The organism is Romboutsia sedimentorum, from assembly GCF_030131845.1.
Taxonomy (GTDB): domain Bacteria; phylum Bacillota; class Clostridia; order Peptostreptococcales; family Peptostreptococcaceae; genus Romboutsia_D; species Romboutsia_D sedimentorum.
In genome coordinates, this window is the sequence record NZ_JASKYM010000001.1 from 900,911 (window position 1) to 919,125 (window position 18,215).

General features: G+C 26.5%; 13 protein-coding genes. 1 reads left to right on the forward strand and 12 read right to left on the reverse strand.

What is annotated here, in order from left to right; genetic code table 11:
• Positions 1-10: 10 nt before the first annotated feature.
• From QOZ84_RS04580 to QOZ84_RS04610, 7 genes are all read right to left on the reverse strand, one after another.
• Complete coding sequence (locus QOZ84_RS04580; RefSeq protein WP_284131775.1) at positions 11-325, reverse strand: rhodanese-like domain-containing protein; 315 nt, start codon at positions 323-325, stop codon at positions 11-13.
• A 158-nt stretch (positions 326-483) separates the two neighbouring features.
• The gene (locus QOZ84_RS04585; RefSeq protein ID WP_284131776.1) at positions 484-1,158 is read right to left on the reverse strand and encodes a uracil-DNA glycosylase; all 675 of its coding nucleotides are present in this window, start codon (positions 1,156-1,158) and stop codon (positions 484-486) included.
• A gap of 75 nt (positions 1,159-1,233) precedes the next feature.
• On the reverse strand, positions 1,234-3,993 hold the full coding sequence (locus tag QOZ84_RS04590) for an ATP-binding protein (protein ID WP_284131777.1): 2,760 nt from the start codon (positions 3,991-3,993) through the stop codon (positions 1,234-1,236).
• Between the two features lie 154 nt (positions 3,994-4,147).
• Complete coding sequence (gene selB, locus QOZ84_RS04595) at positions 4,148-6,031, reverse strand: selenocysteine-specific translation elongation factor (RefSeq protein WP_284131778.1); 1,884 nt, start codon at positions 6,029-6,031, stop codon at positions 4,148-4,150.
• Between the two features lie 23 nt (positions 6,032-6,054).
• The gene (gene selA, locus QOZ84_RS04600) at positions 6,055-7,431 is read right to left on the reverse strand and encodes an L-seryl-tRNA(Sec) selenium transferase (RefSeq protein WP_284131890.1); all 1,377 of its coding nucleotides are present in this window, start codon (positions 7,429-7,431) and stop codon (positions 6,055-6,057) included.
• A gap of 50 nt (positions 7,432-7,481) precedes the next feature.
• Positions 7,482-8,522, reverse strand: coding sequence for a selenide, water dikinase SelD (gene selD, locus QOZ84_RS04605; protein ID WP_284131779.1), 1,041 nt, complete (start codon positions 8,520-8,522; stop codon positions 7,482-7,484).
• Between the two features lie 93 nt (positions 8,523-8,615).
• Positions 8,616-9,275: a helix-hairpin-helix domain-containing protein gene (locus QOZ84_RS04610; protein ID WP_284131780.1), complete on the reverse strand. Its 660-nt coding sequence runs from the start codon at positions 9,273-9,275 to the stop codon at positions 8,616-8,618.
• A gap of 79 nt (positions 9,276-9,354) precedes the next feature.
• On the opposite strand from QOZ84_RS04610, the gene QOZ84_RS04615 reads away from it, so the two are divergent.
• Positions 9,355-10,677, forward strand: coding sequence for a D-alanyl-D-alanine carboxypeptidase family protein (locus tag QOZ84_RS04615; protein ID WP_284131781.1), 1,323 nt, complete (start codon positions 9,355-9,357; stop codon positions 10,675-10,677).
• A 73-nt stretch (positions 10,678-10,750) separates the two neighbouring features.
• Here QOZ84_RS04615 and QOZ84_RS04620 read toward each other — a convergent pair whose 3' ends face one another.
• The 5 genes from QOZ84_RS04620 to sdaAA all read right to left on the reverse strand — a co-directional run bounded on the left by QOZ84_RS04620 (position 10,751) and on the right by sdaAA (position 18,200).
• On the reverse strand, positions 10,751-12,697 hold the full coding sequence (locus QOZ84_RS04620) for an MBL fold metallo-hydrolase (protein ID WP_284131782.1): 1,947 nt from the start codon (positions 12,695-12,697) through the stop codon (positions 10,751-10,753).
• A 2-nt stretch (positions 12,698-12,699) separates the two neighbouring features.
• Positions 12,700-14,307, reverse strand: a complete 1,608-nt coding sequence (locus QOZ84_RS04625; RefSeq protein WP_284131783.1) for a hypothetical protein — start codon at positions 14,305-14,307, stop codon at positions 12,700-12,702.
• A gap of 12 nt (positions 14,308-14,319) precedes the next feature.
• Entirely contained in the window at positions 14,320-16,008 is a 1,689-nt protein-coding gene (locus QOZ84_RS04630) for an Hsp70 family protein (RefSeq protein ID WP_284131784.1), read from the reverse strand.
• A 4-nt stretch (positions 16,009-16,012) separates the two neighbouring features.
• Positions 16,013-17,158, reverse strand: coding sequence for a hypothetical protein (locus QOZ84_RS04635; RefSeq protein ID WP_284131785.1), 1,146 nt, complete (start codon positions 17,156-17,158; stop codon positions 16,013-16,015).
• Between the two features lie 163 nt (positions 17,159-17,321).
• Positions 17,322-18,200: an L-serine ammonia-lyase, iron-sulfur-dependent, subunit alpha gene (gene sdaAA / locus QOZ84_RS04640; RefSeq protein WP_284131786.1), complete on the reverse strand. Its 879-nt coding sequence runs from the start codon at positions 18,198-18,200 to the stop codon at positions 17,322-17,324.
• Positions 18,201-18,215 lie beyond the last annotated feature (15 nt).

The window sequence follows — 18,215 nt, forward strand, 5'->3', positions numbered from 1 at the left end:
CTGTAATATTTTATGATTCTAAATCATACGTATACGTTTTCATTCCATTTGCTAAATTATATAGTTTATCAAAGCCATTTAACGCTAAAACTTTACAGGCACTTTTACTTTGACTACCAATTCCACAATATAAAATAACGTGCTTATCTTTGTATTCACTTAAAAATTCTAATTTATCAGTTATCTCATTTATAGGTATATTTATAGCCCCTGGAATATGACCTTTTAAATAATTATCTACTGTTCTTAAATCTATAATTAAGTCGAATTCGCAATTATCTATCATTTTTTTCACTTGTTTAGCTTGTAATGTAGTAATTTTCATAATTATCCTCCTTTTCTTTTAATATATCCTATTAAAAGGTTGTACAAAGAGTTACAAACTGTTTGTTATTTTAGTATTTCCTATCTATTAATGTCACTTTAATAAAGAATTAAAATAGGCACAGCAAAATGCTGTACCTATTTTAATTCTTTATTTTACTATATATTCGGTATTTGCCAATCTATTTTATCTTTTTGTAAGCCCACAAGTATTTCATTAATCCTAGAAAAATGTCCACATCCAAAGAATCCTCTTCTAGCAGACAATGGACTTGGGTGAGGTGCTTCTAATATATAGTGTTGTTTTGATGTTATAAATTCTTTTTTCTTTCTTGCATTAGCTCCCCATAACACAAATATTAAAGGTTCACTTCTTTTATTTAATATTTTAATTATTTCATCCGTAAAAATTTCCCATCCTTGTCCTTTATGAGAATTTGCTTCATGAGCTCTAACTGTTAACGCAGTATTTAACAATAATACGCCTTGATTTGCCCATGGAATTAAATTCCCATTATTAGGTATAAAACATCCTAATTCTAAATTTAATTCTTTGTATATATTTAACAAAGATGGTGGAGTTCTAACACCAGGCTGTACTGAGAATGCTAATCCATTAGCTTGATTTTCTCCATGATAAGGATCTTGCCCAAGTATTAATACCTTTGTATCTTTATATGATGTTTTCTTTAATGCATCATACATATTATTTATACTAGGATATATTGTCTTTTCACTATACTCATGTTTTAGAAATTCCATTAAATTTAAGTAATAAGTCTTCTCAAATTCATCTTTTAGTAATTCATCCCAATCATTATTAAGTTTAATCATAAATCCACCTACTTTTATTTATAAATATTTTTTCTTAACTAATAACTTTAATACATATATTATTAAATATAAAATTTAATAATATATATCCGAAAACTCCATTTTTATCTTTTCATCAATATTATAAATTCTTTTATCTTCTTTATAGTCTCCATTACTTATATTTTCTATCGGAATTATTATTATAAATTCAGCTCCACTTCCTTCTTTACTCTTAACTGATACACTTCCTTGATGTAATTCCACTAAATTTTTAACTATAGAAAGACCTATTCCGCTTCCTTCTGTTTTTCTAGAAAGCGTCTTATCCACTTGAGCAAATTCTTCAAAAATTATATTTATTTTATTTTCAGGTATTCCAACGCCGTTATCTTTTACACATATCATTAAGCTATCTTTTTTATCATATATGTTTACACATATACAGCCACCTCTATCTGTAAATTTAATGCAATTAGACAATAAATTCAACATAATTCTTTCTATCTCAATTTTATCTATACTTAAGTTTATTTCTTCATTATCAGTATCAAATATAATACTTATATCTTTTTTTCTTGCATATTCATCAACCTTCATAAATAGATCTTCTACAACACTTATAATATTATGTTTAGATAATTTTAATTTATAAAGTCCAGATTCCATCTTTGTTAAATCTATTATATTACTAATCAGTCTTTGTAACCTATAAGAACTTTGTCTAACCAGTTCTATATGTGATTTCATGTTATCATTATAATCTTCAATTTTACCGTTTTTATGTAAAGCATCTATCAACTGATTTGAACTTGATATAACATTTAATGGTGTCTTTAATTCATGAGACATATTAGCAAAAAATTCAGTTTTTATTTTATCTGTTTTAAGTCTATCTAATATTTCTTTCTCAGCCATCTGAGATGTTTTCTTATACGTTAAATCTTTTATTATAAGCATTATATGTTTATTTTCATCCACAAAAAAAGGCAGCGCATTAACTTCTACTTGTATTTTATTTTTATCATATTTTATTAACTCATGCTCAAGCAATAGCATGTACTTATTTTCATGCATTACTTTCTTCATTTTACTATCAAATAAAAATTCATCTTCTATGCTTAAACTTATTATTTTATTTATATTTAGACCTTTTATAGTTTTCATACTTTCTATTTGTAGCATATTTAATAAAGATTGATTACCATAACTTATTTTTAAATTTTTATCTACTAAACAAATTCCATCAGGTAATATATCTATAAATTTTGCATATGATTTTTGATTTTCCTTTAGCTTTAATTGTGCTTTTTTTCTATTTGTTATTTCTCTTATAACTATTATTATTTTGTCTTCATTATTTTTTGTATATTTCGAAAAATTCATTTCTACATATACCATTTTGCCATCAATTTCGTAACATTCTTCTAAATTGTCATTTTCAGAATATATATCAAACTTAATTTCATTTAATTTGTCTTTAAATATTTTTTTACAAGCTTTATTAACATAAATTTTCTTGTCATTTTGAATAACTACAATTCCATCTCCAATACTTTCTAAGAATCTTTCATATCTTGTGTTAGCTTCTTTTATCTTTTTTTCAAATTCTTTTTTCTTAGTTTTATCTATCAATATACATAAAGTACCTTGAGTTTCATTTTTTATCACCAGCGGTGTAAATATAGATTGAAATACTTTATTGTCTTCTGTAAAAATCATATCTTCTATATTTTTATTAAATTTAAATGAATCATCTATATTTTTGATAAAATCACAATAATTTTTAATTATAGGCTTAATATCTCTTTCTATCTTATAATTTTCATCTAGATTATCCTTTTTAAAGGTTTGCACAAAAGTTTTATTTGCATAAGCTATTTCTTGTTTATCATTAAAAACTATTATACAATTTTCAGTTGAGTCTAAAGTCGACTGTAACTTTAATTCTTTATATATAAGCATATTTCTTAATTTTTCTATATTGCACGTTTCTTTTATTAAATTTTGATTTTTATGTCTTAAAATATTAGATTTTTGAATTAATTGAGTGTTTATTTGATTTAATTTAAGATATGGCTTTTTTATATTTGTATGTACTATATATTTGTATAAATAATATATAGCAAAATTATTCATTACTTGCTTTAACATATCTTCTACATAAAAATTTCGTATGAAAATATGTGCTGTTGCAGGAATTCTTGATAAAACAATTATAGTTATTATTTTTTTTAAAAATTTTTTTTCATAATCATCAAGTTCTGTTCCTATTTGATTTATATTTTTGTTTATAAGAATTGCAATAAATAATATAAATAAACTTATTATGCCTTCTATATAAAACAGTATCATATCCATTGCCATATTATTCATAAGCTTAAAAACTTTTATAGACAATATTAGTAAACTTATAATTGTTACATTCATTAAAAATGTTAATATTGTATTTTTTGAAATCTCTTTATTTTGTCTTATATATTTAATACTCATATATATCCCTATTATTGGGAATAAATCTGTAGCAATAGCTAATAACATCATAAAATCAAAAGAATAATATATATTATCAGAACTGTTTAAGCAAATAAATACATATATAATTTCTAAAATCCCAGTTAGCGCAACTATACTACCTAAAAATATAGAAAACCTGTTCACATTAAATTTAATTGTGTTGAACACAATTATCCCCATAGCTATTAAAAATGTTGCATATATTCCATGTACAAAAATTCTGTATTTTTTTACATCTTTTATTAAAAATAAAACTACTATCGATATAAAAAATATTAATAAAACACTTAATTTTTCTTTATTACTTTCCCTTTTTATACTAAGTGTTGTAACCTCCACTCCTTATCTCTCCCTTTTATTCCAAATTACTCAACACCTTTATTTAGTGTTAAACTATAAAATACCAAGTTATGTATATTATTAATTATTTATACTTAACCTGGTATTTTACCTCTACATTATATCACTTTTATTTATTTTTTTACATTTTTTTCTAAAATAATATTCTTTTATTGTCATTTCTTTTTGTTATCTTATTTCTATCAAAATTCTCTAATATAATCATACAGTTTTTCCTACTTGAATTAACCAAATCTCTATACTCACCTAATGTTATTTCATTATTTACTTTTAGATATTCAATTAAATCTTCTTTTACTTTTAGATATATTTGTTTGTCCATTATATATGTATCATCTAATTTTTCAATATCATAACCTATCATTGACTCTATAACTTCTTGATAATAATGATCGCCTTTGCATATCTCCTCTATGGTTAAAAGTGAGTCCATAGCATTTTTTTTAAGAATATTACTTATTTTATTTTTTATTTCTTTTTGTCTATCATTTAAAACAACTTTAAATTCATATAATGAAACTAAATTTGCTTCTAGCTTTATTTTCTTTTCATTATTTAATTTATCTATTAATATATCTATTTCTTTTGTTTTAAATTTACTTTCTATTTTAGATCTAAATTCTTCTTTTAATATACCTTTTTTAAGTCTATGTTTTTTGTGATAATCAGTTAAAAGTTTTATAGAGTTTTCCTCTAATAATCTATATTGGTTAATATGCATATATATATTATTAATTAGTATAATTTTTTCCTCTTTAATTAATTTTTCTAATGCATTATTTATATTTTCTTCACTATCTCCACTATAAGCCATTATTTCTTTTTTTGTCGGATAGAAATTAATACCTCTTTTTAGGTACTCTTCCAATATGTCTTTTAGCTCGCCCTTTTCTTTCACTTTAAGGGCTTTTATTACGTTTTCATCAAATCTCTTATGTTTTTTAGGTGCTGTATCAATAACAATACCCCCACCAATAGTCTCCATAGGTGAATAACATCTAACTACAAATGCATCTCCTTTTTTAACTACTATTTTTTCTTCTAATCTTAACTGAACATATCCACTTTCTCCAGTTTCTATTATTTCTTTATCTAGAGGAACTGCTCTACAAAGTATTTCTTTTGTTCCATGGTACAATCTAAGTCTATCCCAATGCTTTAAAGTTTTATCAGAATGATTTACTAAAGATATTTTTACATCTATCATCATTACATCTTCTAGTGAATTTTTAGATGCTAGCACATCTCCTCTTTGTATTTCATCAACTTTAACATTAGAAATATTAATCGCTGTTCTTTGGCCTGCATAAGCTGTATTAACAGTTTCTCCATGTACTTGTATGCTTCTAATTTTAGTTTTTAATTCTTTAGGATATATCTCAAGTTCATCTTCTATGCTAATTTTTCCTTCTATTAGCGTACCTGTTATTACTGTTCCAAATCCTTTTACTGAAAATACTCTATCTATATTAAGCCTAGCTGGAGAATTTTCATTACTTTCTTCTATTTCATTGCTAATATAATCAATTTTATTAATAAGCTTCTCTATACCTCTTTTAGATACAGAATCAACTTCTATAATATCTACATCTTCAAGAAAAGTTCCTTTCACTTTTTCCTTTATATCTTCTTTTACTAATTCTATAAATTCATCATCTACTGTATCACATTTTGTTAAAACTATTATTCCATTTTTTATATTTAAAAAACTTAAAATATCTAAATGCTCAACTGTTTGAGGCATTACACCTTCATCTGCCGATACAACAAACAACACCATATCTAATCCCGATGCACCTGCTAGCATATTTTTTATAAACTTCTCATGTCCTGGAACATCTACAATACCAGCTCTTTTATTGCTAGGTAAATCAAAATAAGTAAATCCTAGATTTATTGATATACCTCTCTTTTTTTCTTCTGCTAAAGTATCTGTCTCTCTTCCTGTAAGTGCTTTTATAAGAGTTGTCTTACCATGGTCTATATGTCCTGCTGTTCCTATTACTATGTTTTTCATGTTTAACCCCCTATCAAAGCTTTTTATTTAAAAGCTTTCTCTAGTTCATTTACAATATCATCGTATTCATCTTCAAATATGGTTCTTACATCAAGTACATATTTATTATCATATACCCTAGCTACTATGTGCGATTCACTTAGTCGTAGCTTTTGCTCTAGTTTAGATACATTCATATTGTTAGGAGTTATTGCTATCACCTTTGTTTTTATTGTTTCTAAAGGCATAGAACCTCCGCCAACTTGAGAAAATCCATCTTCTATATTAATATTTGCACTTAGATTCAATATTTTTATTTTATTTAGTAAATTATTCGCTTTTTCTTCTAGCTCTTCAATTTTATATGTAAGCATTCTCAATGTAGGTATTTCTTTTATAGCTTTCTCTTCATCTAGATACATTCTAAGAGTTGCCTCTAGAGCACAGATAGTAAGCTTGTCTACTCTTAAGGCTCTTGTAAGCTGATTTTTTTTCATTTTTTGTATGTATTCTTTTTTACCTACGATTATACCTGCTTGAGGACCCCCAAGCATTTTATCACCACTAAAAGTAACTATATCTGCACCTTGATTTATAGAATCCAGTACTGTTGGTTCATATGATAGACCATATTTTGATAAATCTACGAAAATGCCACTACCTAAATCTTCTATAACCGGTATATTATATTTTTTACCAAGTACTGATAGTTCTTTTATCTCTATATTTTCTGTAAATCCCAATATCCTGTAATTACTCGTATGTACCTTCATTAATACTTTTGTTTCTTCACTTATAGCGTTTTCATAGTCCTTTAAATGAGTTTTGTTAGTTGCTCCAACTTCTACTAGCTTAGCTCCACTAAGTTCCATTATACTCGGTATTCTAAATGAACCTCCGACTTCTACTAGTTCACCTCTAGATACTATGGCTTCTTTTTCTTTAGCTAATGTATTTAAAACAAGAAGAACCGCTGCTGCATTATTATTAACTACCAATACATCTTCTGCTTTTGTAAGTCTTTTTATAGTTTCTGTTAAATGAGTATATCTAGAACCTCTTTCACCTTCTTCTAAATTGTACTCTAAGTTAGAATATCTAGATGCAGAACTCCATAATTCATCTTTTATACTTTCGCTAAGTAATGACCTTCCTAAATTTGTATGTACAACTGTTCCTGTGGCATTTATTACTTTCTTTAGCGATAAAGAATAACTTATTTTAGATTTATTTATACAATCCTCTACTATAGTATCAAATGACATGTCTACTTTTTCATTATCATTGCTTAAATTTGAAATTTCGCTTCTCTTTAACCCTATTACTTGTCTTATCGATTCTAAAACTAAACTTCTAGGAAATTTGCTTAATATATCTATTATCCTCTTATCCCCTATTACTTCATCTACTGATGGTAACATAGCAAATAGTTCTCTTTTATTCAAGTTAATCACTCTTTCTTATTTTAATTTTAAATAACAGTAATGTATTTATCTCCCCTTGATTTTACTTCACCTATTATTTTAGCTTCTATTGACCCATTTTTTTTCATATCTTCAACAAGCATATCTGCTAAGTCAGGATTAACTGATACTAATAGTCCTCCTGATGTCTGAGGGTCATATAATATATCTTCTACTAACGTCTCTATATCCTTCATTTGTACATCTTTACCAACATATTCTTTATTTCTATACATTCCCGCAGGTATAATTCCCATTTGCGCCATATCAACAGCACCCTCTAATATTGGAACTTCTTTTGAATCTATCTCTATGCTTACATTGGATGCTTTTGCAACTTCTAGAGCATGCCCTAAAAGCCCAAAACCCGTTACATCTGTAGCACAGTTAACCTCTATATTGTTAAAACTCATAGCTGCATATTTATTTAAATGAATCATAACTTCTATAACCTTGTCTGATAAACACTTTTCTATTAGTCCCTCTTTCATGGCTGTGTTTAATATACCAACACCAATCGGCTTAGTTATAACTAGTTTATCTCCAACCTTTGCTGTTGCATTAGATAAAACTTTTTTAGGATGAACTAATCCAGAAACAGATAACCCATACTTAGGTTCTTTATCATCTACAGTGTGTCCTCCTACTAAAAGAGCTCCACTTTCTTTTACTTTATCAAATCCACCTTTTAATATCTTTGCTAACACATCCATATCATGACATGCTGGAAAACAAGCTATATTCATTGCCACTATTGGAGTTCCTCCCATAGCATAAACATCTGACAATGCATTTGATGCTGCTATTTGCCCAAATATATATGGGTCATCTATCATAGGTGTAAAAAAATCTAATGTTTGAATTAATGCAGTTTCTTCATTTAATTCATATACTGCTGCATCATCTGAAGTTTCTAATCCTACTAATAATTTATCATTATTTTCATTTTTAGGTAATTGAGATAACACTGAAGCCAGAACCTCTGGCCCTATTTTTGCCGCTCATCCACCTGAAGTTGTCATATCTGTAAGTTTTTTTAAATTTTCCATTTTTATTTCTCCTTGACCTTTGTTTTACATAAACCTATAATATCATATTTTACTATATTTCTTTCATTTATTTACTTTTGATTTACATGTATTTTAGTTTATATTAATCATTTCCTTTATATCTTCATATTTTTTATCCCCTATTCCATTTACATTCTTTATTTCTTCAATATTATTAAATTTACCCTTTTCATCTCTATAACTTATTATTTTATTTGCTGTTGCTTCCCCTACCCCTGGCAATTCATCTAATTCTTGTATATTTGCTGTATTTATATTTATTTTAGAATCTTCACTTTTACTTTCTACTGATTTTGATTCATCTATGTCTTTTGGTGTATTTTCAACATCTTCACCTATTTTAGGTATAATATAGTGTTTCTCATCTTCAATTTTCATAGCTAAATTAATTTTATTTAAGTTAGCTTCACTTGTAAACCCACCTAACTTATCTATGGCATCAGACAGTCTTTTATTGCCCTCTATTGTTACAACACCTGGTTCTTTAACTTCACCACTTATAAATATTGTTATCATTTCGTTACTTGTACTTTCCTTTTCTTTTTTTTTCGGTTTAACTTGTTGTTCATTTGTTTTTAAATTTTGATTTTGAGGTGTATCTTTTCTTTCTTCTTCACTTTTGCTAACCACATGCACATTTTCTTTAACACCTATATTTTGTTTCAATAAAATTGTAGCTAAACTTACTATAATTATTGCTAAAAACACCGTAATCTTATTAACTTTATTCAAAACTAAATCACTCCTTCATTTCAATTATTGACGAAAATATGTTATACTAAAATATAAATTTTAAATTTGGAGGTATCAAATGAAAAAAATTCTATCACTTTTAGTAGCTTTTCTGATAGCATTTACCTCTTTTTTAGGTACTACGGATAAGTCATTTGCTGATGATGCAAAACTTGATTTAACTGCTAAATATGCAGTTTTAATGGACTATGAAACTGGAAAAGTTTTATATAGCAAAAACGGTAATGCCAAACTTTATCCAGCTTCAACTACTAAAGCTTGGACAGCTTATTTAGTTATAAAACATGTCCCGGATTTAAATCAAGTAGTTAAAATAAAAGACTTGCCACCTATAGATGGCTCTAGTATGTACTTAAAAAATGGTGAATCTTTCACTGTTAAGCAATTATTAGAAGGTTTATTAGTACATTCCTCTAACGATGTAGCTGTTGTTTTAGCTAATTATGTTAGTGGGTCTGTGAATGAGTTTTGTAAGTTAATGAATAAAGAGGCTAAAGCTATCGGAGCTAAAAACACTAATTTTGATAATCCCAACGGACTACCAGATGCAAAACATTATACTACTGCATACGATATGGCTCTTATGTCAAGGGAATCAATGAATAGTGAAGTTTTTAGAAATATTGTTAAAACTAAATCTATAACTTTTAAGCCTAGTGAAGCATATACTTATGAAAGGTATTTTGTAAACACTAATAAGTTTTTAACTTCAAATGAAAAGATTAACTATAACGGTCAGCAAATAGACATCAATTACGATATAATTGATGGTATAAAAACTGGCTATACTGATGATGCAGGTAGGTGTCTTTTATCTAGTGGAGTTAAAAATAACATGAGATTAATTTCATCAGTATTTAAGTCTAGCGGGAATGATTTATATCTAGATTCTAGAACTTTATTAGATTACGGATTTGATAATTTTCATTCTACTACTATAGTTAACAAAGAAGATTACATAAAGAATAAAAAAGTTTTATTTAGTAAGCAAAAGGAATTAATTTATGAACCTGAATATAGTTATAAATTGGTATTACCCAAAGGAACTAAAGAAAATGAATATACTACAAAAATAAAATTAGATAACATTAATTTACCTATTCGAAAGGGAGATAAAGTAGGTACTTTAGAAGTGTATAAGGGAAATAAAGCTACTCATACCATAAATTTAATCGCTAAAGATAATGTTAACAGTATATTTGCTTCTGTTACTGAAAACAAATCAATAATGGCAGCTATTAAAATAGGTATTGCAGCTTTATCATTCATAATAATATTTATTATATTTATTATTGTTAGAAAAAAAACTAAACGAAGAAGAAAAAATACTAAGAATATTTATTCTAATAAAAACCGTCGTTTTAAAAATAGAAAAAAATAAAATATAAAATCCCCCTTAAAGTAGATACTTTTACATTCTACTCTAAGGGGGATTTTATATTTTAGGTTTCTCCTCAATCATACATCTTTATTCCTTTTCCATGAACCATTATTAAGTTCTTAGGCCTAATCATATTTATAGTTTTAATTAAGTCTTCATAGTGTGCATGAGACGATAAGCTAATATCTATTAAATTTATATCAACAGAGTCATAAGGTTTTAATTTTCGTTCTAATGTATATTTATCTATTGGCCCACATTTTAAAATAGTCACCATATTTTTATCTTTTAGTGCCATTTCATAATATTTTTCTGCTAAACTTATATCTTTTATTAGTCCAGCACTAACTATTATTATGTCATTTTCATAATATTTTTTTTCAATTGTCTTATGTTTATTGTACTTCAATTCATTATTAGCTATTATGTTTTTTTCAATTTTATTATAATATTCATTAATTTTTATAGCACTTCCATCCATTAATACATTTCCTTTTATCGTACTTTTGGTTATTAGGTCATAACACTCTTGAGCCTTACCAATCGAGAACGATGGAATAATTACTTTTTTATCATTTTTCAATGATAAATTTATAAAATAATTAAATAGTTTTTTATTATAAATATAAGGTAATTCAATATTTTTATAACCACATGTAGTTTCCATTATAAGATAATCTGCATTTTGAAATTCATAAAAATCATTTTCATTTATGTATTGAGTTGTAGATTGTCTGTTAAAAGAAAAATCTCCTGTATACACTATTTTTTTTCCAAAAGCTTCTATAAAAACTCCAATAGATCCTTTTATATGATTAGTTTGAAAAAATTTAATTTTTAAATCTCCAATATAAAACTCATCATTATCCTTTTTTAATCTTAACTTATCATTGTCTATTTCAATGTTTTTTCCTACAATATTTATGATACGATGTGTATCTTTAGTCATATAAATTTCACTAACATATTTTTGCATTATATCCAAACTTCCATAATGATCTAAATGTGCATGGCTTATTATAATTGCCTTTATTTTATCTATTGCTATGTCATTTTCCAATAAAAAATTTTCTATGTCTATCTTTTGAACCTTCATATTTGATATTTGTGCACCGCAATCGATTATCAAATATTCATCTTTAAGCTTTATAAAATGCATACTAACTAAATTTTTAGATTTATAACTTATTATCTTTATATTCTCATCTTCAAAGTCATATTTGCTTATTTTAGACGGTATATAGTTTTTCTGTTTTTTAGTTAAGTCTATTTCATCTAATAAAATTTTGCTTATATATTTTTCTATATTATCACAAGGAAGCATGTTGTAGATATCTTTGTCATTACAGCTGTTTTCTAATTTTAATTTACACAAATCTGATAGTTGATGTAAATCTAAATCTCTTAACATACTAAGTATATCCGACATTTTTTCTTTATACATATTTAGATCTTCATAGTTCACATTATTATAATCTATTTCTTTTAAAATAGTTTTTTTTCTATCTCTTATTAAGTTCATTAAAATATATATATATTTTTTTCTTTTATCTAGTAATTCTTCGATTTTACTGCTTACGTTATCTATTAAAGTTATATCAATACTAAAATATATAAGTATATTTATAACGTCATTTGCATTGCATTTATCTGCGTTTATTATATCTATTATTGTTTCTTTGTTCTTAATGAAAATAAAATATGCTTGTTCATATAAATTTAAGTTTAATAGAGACAATATAGAGTATATTATCCCCGTACTATTTTTGTTAAAATTAAAACTTTCAAAACCGTATTGAAAAGACAGTAGATATTCTCCTAGTTTATATTTTGTATATGACAATAATTCTAATAATTCTTTTTTACCTTGTTGTATATACGAAACATTTTCTATAAAATAATCTATTTCTTTTATATTTTCTATTTGTTCAATATCAAAATTTTCTATTGTATAGATTATATCATTTTCTATTTTTTCAACATTAGATTCTGTTACTATAATATCTTTGTATTTATACATCGCTACTTAGGAGGATCTACTTTTAATCTCTTAAGCATTGATATAGACTTAAATTTAATTTTTGCACTACAAGCATCATTTTCAATTATAAAAAATAGTATATCTATAAACTCATCTTTATTTTTATCATTAAGTAGTCTTTCAACTAAGTTTATTAATGCTATGTACACGTTATCAGAAAATTTCTTACTTACAACACCATTTATCCCCATAGCATCCTTTATTAACTGCAATGTAATATCTTTAAAATTAAATTTAGGTTTATCACAAAGTTCATAAGCTCCATTTATAGCTTTAATAATTTGTTCTTCATTGTTGCTATTTAAATATTCATCATAAACTGTTTTTATAGCGTATCTTAAGAGTTGACTACTTTTATATGCACAGTCTCTTATTATTGAAAATATCTGACGATTATCATAATATCTTTCTTCTAAAAATTCTTTTACTAACTCTATTGAGTCATTTTGAGATCCTAGGCTACACATAGCAGCATTGCAATATACTTTTTTAGTTGTATCATGCTTATTTTCATTTATTAGGTTTAGAAATTGTTCACTAGACCCTTTTCTAGAGCCCCACTGCGCTAATGTTACTAATGCAGTTCCAATTTCTATAGAATTACATTGATATCTTTGTAAAATATTTACTATCATTTCTTCAACTAAAGGTGAATTAGAATATCTTATAGCTAAAAAAGCATTTTTTCTAGTTATATTATTATTCATCCATATTAAAAAGCTATTTTCAAAATCCTCTTCTTCTTCCCAATTTTTAGCTTTTTTTATCATCGTATCTAGCGTTACATTTTCATTTTTTTTACAACTTGGTATTACCCTACTTATTATTTTTCGTGCTTGCTTATTTATACTTGGAATATCTAAGTAACTTTCAGCTTTTTTTATAGCATCCTTTCCAAAGCTTTTTACATAATTATGTATAAAGTACTTTGCCATTTGAACTTCAGTATTATCAGATTCTTGATTTAAACTTATTAATTTCAATGTATAATCTACACACATATCGCTTTTTCCACTCATAAATGCCTTAAGTGCCTGTAGCTTTGTATCCCCCTTTGTATGTTTATCATATATTATATTTAAAAAGTCCATATCATTTATTTTCCCACATGCATTTATCAAAATCATAATTTGAATGTCCCATGACCACTCTTGTAAAATAAATTTAATAGTTTCTTTATATTCAGATGAATTTCTACTATAACTATCTGCAATAACTTTACCTATAGTTTCTATTACTAAATTATTTTTTATTAATATGTTATTTATAACTTTTGAAGCATATAGTATAGCTTCTATAGGACATGTATTTTCATTCATCATCTCTTGTGACACAAATTTCAAATTTAATTCCAATTCATGAAGTTTTCCACCATTTATTCCTTCTGAACTAAATTTTTCATATATCCCTACCAACTCTTCTATATAATACGGATCAAAATTCCAATAAAATAATTTATTATTACAATCGTTAGTATTTTCTCCTCCACCCTCGCTAACTTCATTTATATCCTTTAAGCTAATGAAAGATTTTGGGATACTTATACTATTTTTATAATTTTCTAGGTCTTCTAAGCTTTTTAATATCACAAAAATCCCCCCTTATATTGTTTCTTTTTCTTTTAGATCTACTTCTTGCTTAAGCTCTATCTTCTCCCCACCTACATCAACAGATAGTCTTAAGTACTTGTCTTTATCAATAGAAAAATCTATGTCTATTATTGTTCCTGGTTTTTTAGGAGTTTTAAAATAAGCTTTATACTTTCTCTGTATTCTCATTTTAGAATCATATTGATCTATCCCTGCATAAAGATTAATTTCTACTCCCGATGGACTAGTTGTCCTAAGAGCTCCTTTTAATTTGCCTTCATAAGGAACTTCTTGATTTGAATCTATTATAACTACAGGTAATCCTTCTTTTACATCTATCATTATTGCTTCTGCTAAAACTCTTGTTAATTCAAATTTTTTATCTTCTGTAACACTTACTTCATCCTCATAGTGTATTTCTTTTGCTAAAACTTGGTCTCTGTTTATTATAGTCTCATAATAATCATATATAGCAGCCCCTTTAGCTACTGAACTTAGAGGATCAGTAGAGTTTATTATTTGATTTTCTTTAAGATCTAAAATTCCTCTTATCTTATCTCTTACTAACTTATATTTAGTCATTCCCCCTGTTAAGAATAAATAATCTATACTGTCTTTTTTTATATTATAATCTCTAAATGTATTTAATATTGGATCAACAATATTCTTTTGCATTTCTTCATCTGAACGTTTATTGCTTAAGTTTGATTTTATAAAGAAATCTTTTATCGCCTCATCATACTCTTCTTTATTTATACAAAATTGAACTGGATCCTCTCCATAAAAATTCATAATATAATGATCAAAACTTTCACCAAAATAACAATTCATTTCTACGTCTGAAGATATTCTCTCTTTGGCTTTTTCTGCAAATATTCTCAAATGCCTAACCATATGTTCTCTATCTTCTTTATCTATAGAACTATAATCCAAATTGTATTTTTCTAAAAATTCATTTAATTTTACTAACGCTACTTTGTTATCAAAGTCAATTCCACCCAGTTCATCATACCTACCAATTGCAACTTCTGTAAATTCAACTTTTCTTCCGTTTTGAATTACATCAACTATAGCTATATCACAAGTACCTCCTCCTAAATCGAAAACTAATATCCTAGTCGATTCACTAAGGTTTACCTGTCTTTGACTTTCTATTAAATTAGATTGCTCATTTATAAAATCGATAAGAGCTGAAGTAGGCTCAGGTATAAGGTTTACATTTTTAAATCCTATTTCTAAAGCAGCATCTTTTGTATCCTTTATTTGATCTGTATTAAAAGATGCTGGAACTGTTATAGTTACGCTTTCTACATCTTTGCCTTGATTATATCTTTTCATAGAATCTCTACACGTCTTTAAAATATGTTTTGCTACATCCTTAGACGTATACTCGACTTTACCCAACTTCCAAACTTTATTACTCCCCATATATCGCTTAGTGTTATATAATACTTTTTTAGAAGCCTTCGACTTTATATTTTTTGCTATTTTACCTACATACTCTTTTCCATTTTCATCAGCATACAGTACTGACGGTAATATAAATTCAGTTGTAGAGCATTTATTTTCATCGACTTGCATTACTTGGATTATCTGTGATTGAATTAATCCATTAAATAATAAGTTGCCTTTAGATACAACTGTATTAGTAGTCCCTAAATCAACTCCAAAATAGGTCTCATTTACTGTTTCCATACTCATTAAATTATTCCCCCTTTATATTTACATACGGCTTTAATATTTCCACCCCATTATAAAACCATGCTGGATATAAAACATCCCCTTTTGATAATTTAATATCTGATATATCTTTATTTAATCTATAATTATAAAAAGAATATTCTCCTATATCTACATTAGTTCCTATCTTTTTTGTTTCTCTAGGAGATATTCCCATTTGTCTAAACACATTAAATAAATTAGTTGCTACAAACATTAAATTTTTTTCCTGTTCGCCTTTTGAGTAGCAATATAATCTATCTAATATATTTCCATTAGTATCATCATTCATATTTTTCACTAAATCTACTAGGGCTTTAGAATATTGTTCTTTCCCATAACTTATCAGTTCTATATTATATTTTTGTAATTTAGTTATTTCATTTTGTAAAACTATTTCTTTATCTATATATTCATTAATAATATGCTTATTTATTTCTACCTCTTCCCTTAATTTATCTATAGATTTTTTTAGTTGTATATTTTTCAATTCTAAATCACTTTGAACATCATTTTTAGTTTCTTCAAATTGAGATTTATTTGATATAGTTTTATTTAAATTTAATTTTATGTTTTTTCTTTTTTCTATTGCATGTATTGTTTTATCTAAAGAACTTTTTATTTCTATTTTTTTATTATTTAAATTAGTTTTACACATTAAAGTTAACTTTTTATCTCTAAATAAATATTCTAAGTCATTTAATACTATATCTTTTTCATATATATTTAACCCACTGTGCTTAAACTCATTATGTATAAATTTAATCATTTCATTTTTTGACACTTCATCATTATTGATAACAATATACATAGCGTATAATTCCACTAGCATAGATACGACAAATTTTTCACTTTTTATCATTTCAAATCCTTCATCTTTTACTATTTTGTATGGAAGTTTCCTACATTTTATATATTTAGATATAATGCTGAAGTTATCATTTATATCTATATTCCATTTCCCCATATTTTCATCAAATTTTGATTTTATAATATCATAATATTCCCCTTGAGATTCATCAAATGCTGATATATTCAAGAATAAGTTTAAATCATTTGTGAATTCTACTTTGTTTTTGGTTATGCCCAATTCTTTTATCAAATCTTTCATTCCTATATTTGCATTATTCAAAATGTCCCCTCCATTTTTAATTTGTTGATTTAACTTATACACCATCTAATACAATTCGATATTTTTCTAATATCCCCTTCTATTTTTTATATTTAACTGAATATATTTATATATAAAAAAAACTGGCTTGCATTCGCATAGCCAGTTTTTATATATATAAATATTATCCAAATATCTTTGTAGTTAATGAACATCCTGTACAAGTAGAAGCTATTCCACCTAATGCAGTTTCTCTTAACTCCATTGGAAGTGATTTACCAACTTTATACATTGCTGCTACTGTTTCATCAAATGGTATTATGTTTAATATTCCAGCTAAGCATAATTCAGCTGATATTAAAGCATTTGCAACACCTATTGCATTTCTTCCTTGGCAAGGAGCCTCAACAAGACCTGCTATTGGGTCACATACAAGTCCCATAACATTTTGTAAACAATGAGATGCAGCATGTATAGCTTGCTCTACAGATCCACCCATCATTTCTACTACACCAGCAGAAGCCATCGCTGCTGCTGCTCCAGTTTCAGCTTGGCATCCACCTTCTGCACCAGATACTGTAGCATTTCTTGTTATTATAACACCTATTGCAGAAGCTGCAAATAAAGCATCTATCATTTCTTCATCATTAAATCCATACTCTTTACCTATAGTAACAACTGCTCCTGGAAGTATACCACACGAGCCTGCTGTTGGAGCTGCAACTATTAATCCCATAGAAGCATTAACTTCCATAGTTCCCATAGCAGCAACCATAGCTTTATTCATTAATTCTCCACATACACTTCTTGATAATCCTCTGTATTTAGTTAATTTCTTAGCTTCTCCACCTATAAGTCCACCCATAGATTTTATATCTTCTTCAACAGCCTTTTCAGTAGCTGCTTTCATTATGTTTAAACTTACTCTCATCTTTTCTCTTACTTCTTCTTTAGATAATCCTGAAAGTTCAGCTTCTCTCTCTAAACATATTTCATGCATTGACATGTTAAATTCGTTACATTTTTCTAATAATTCTGCTCCGCTTGTGAAGTTATATTTCATTTTTTTATTTCTCCT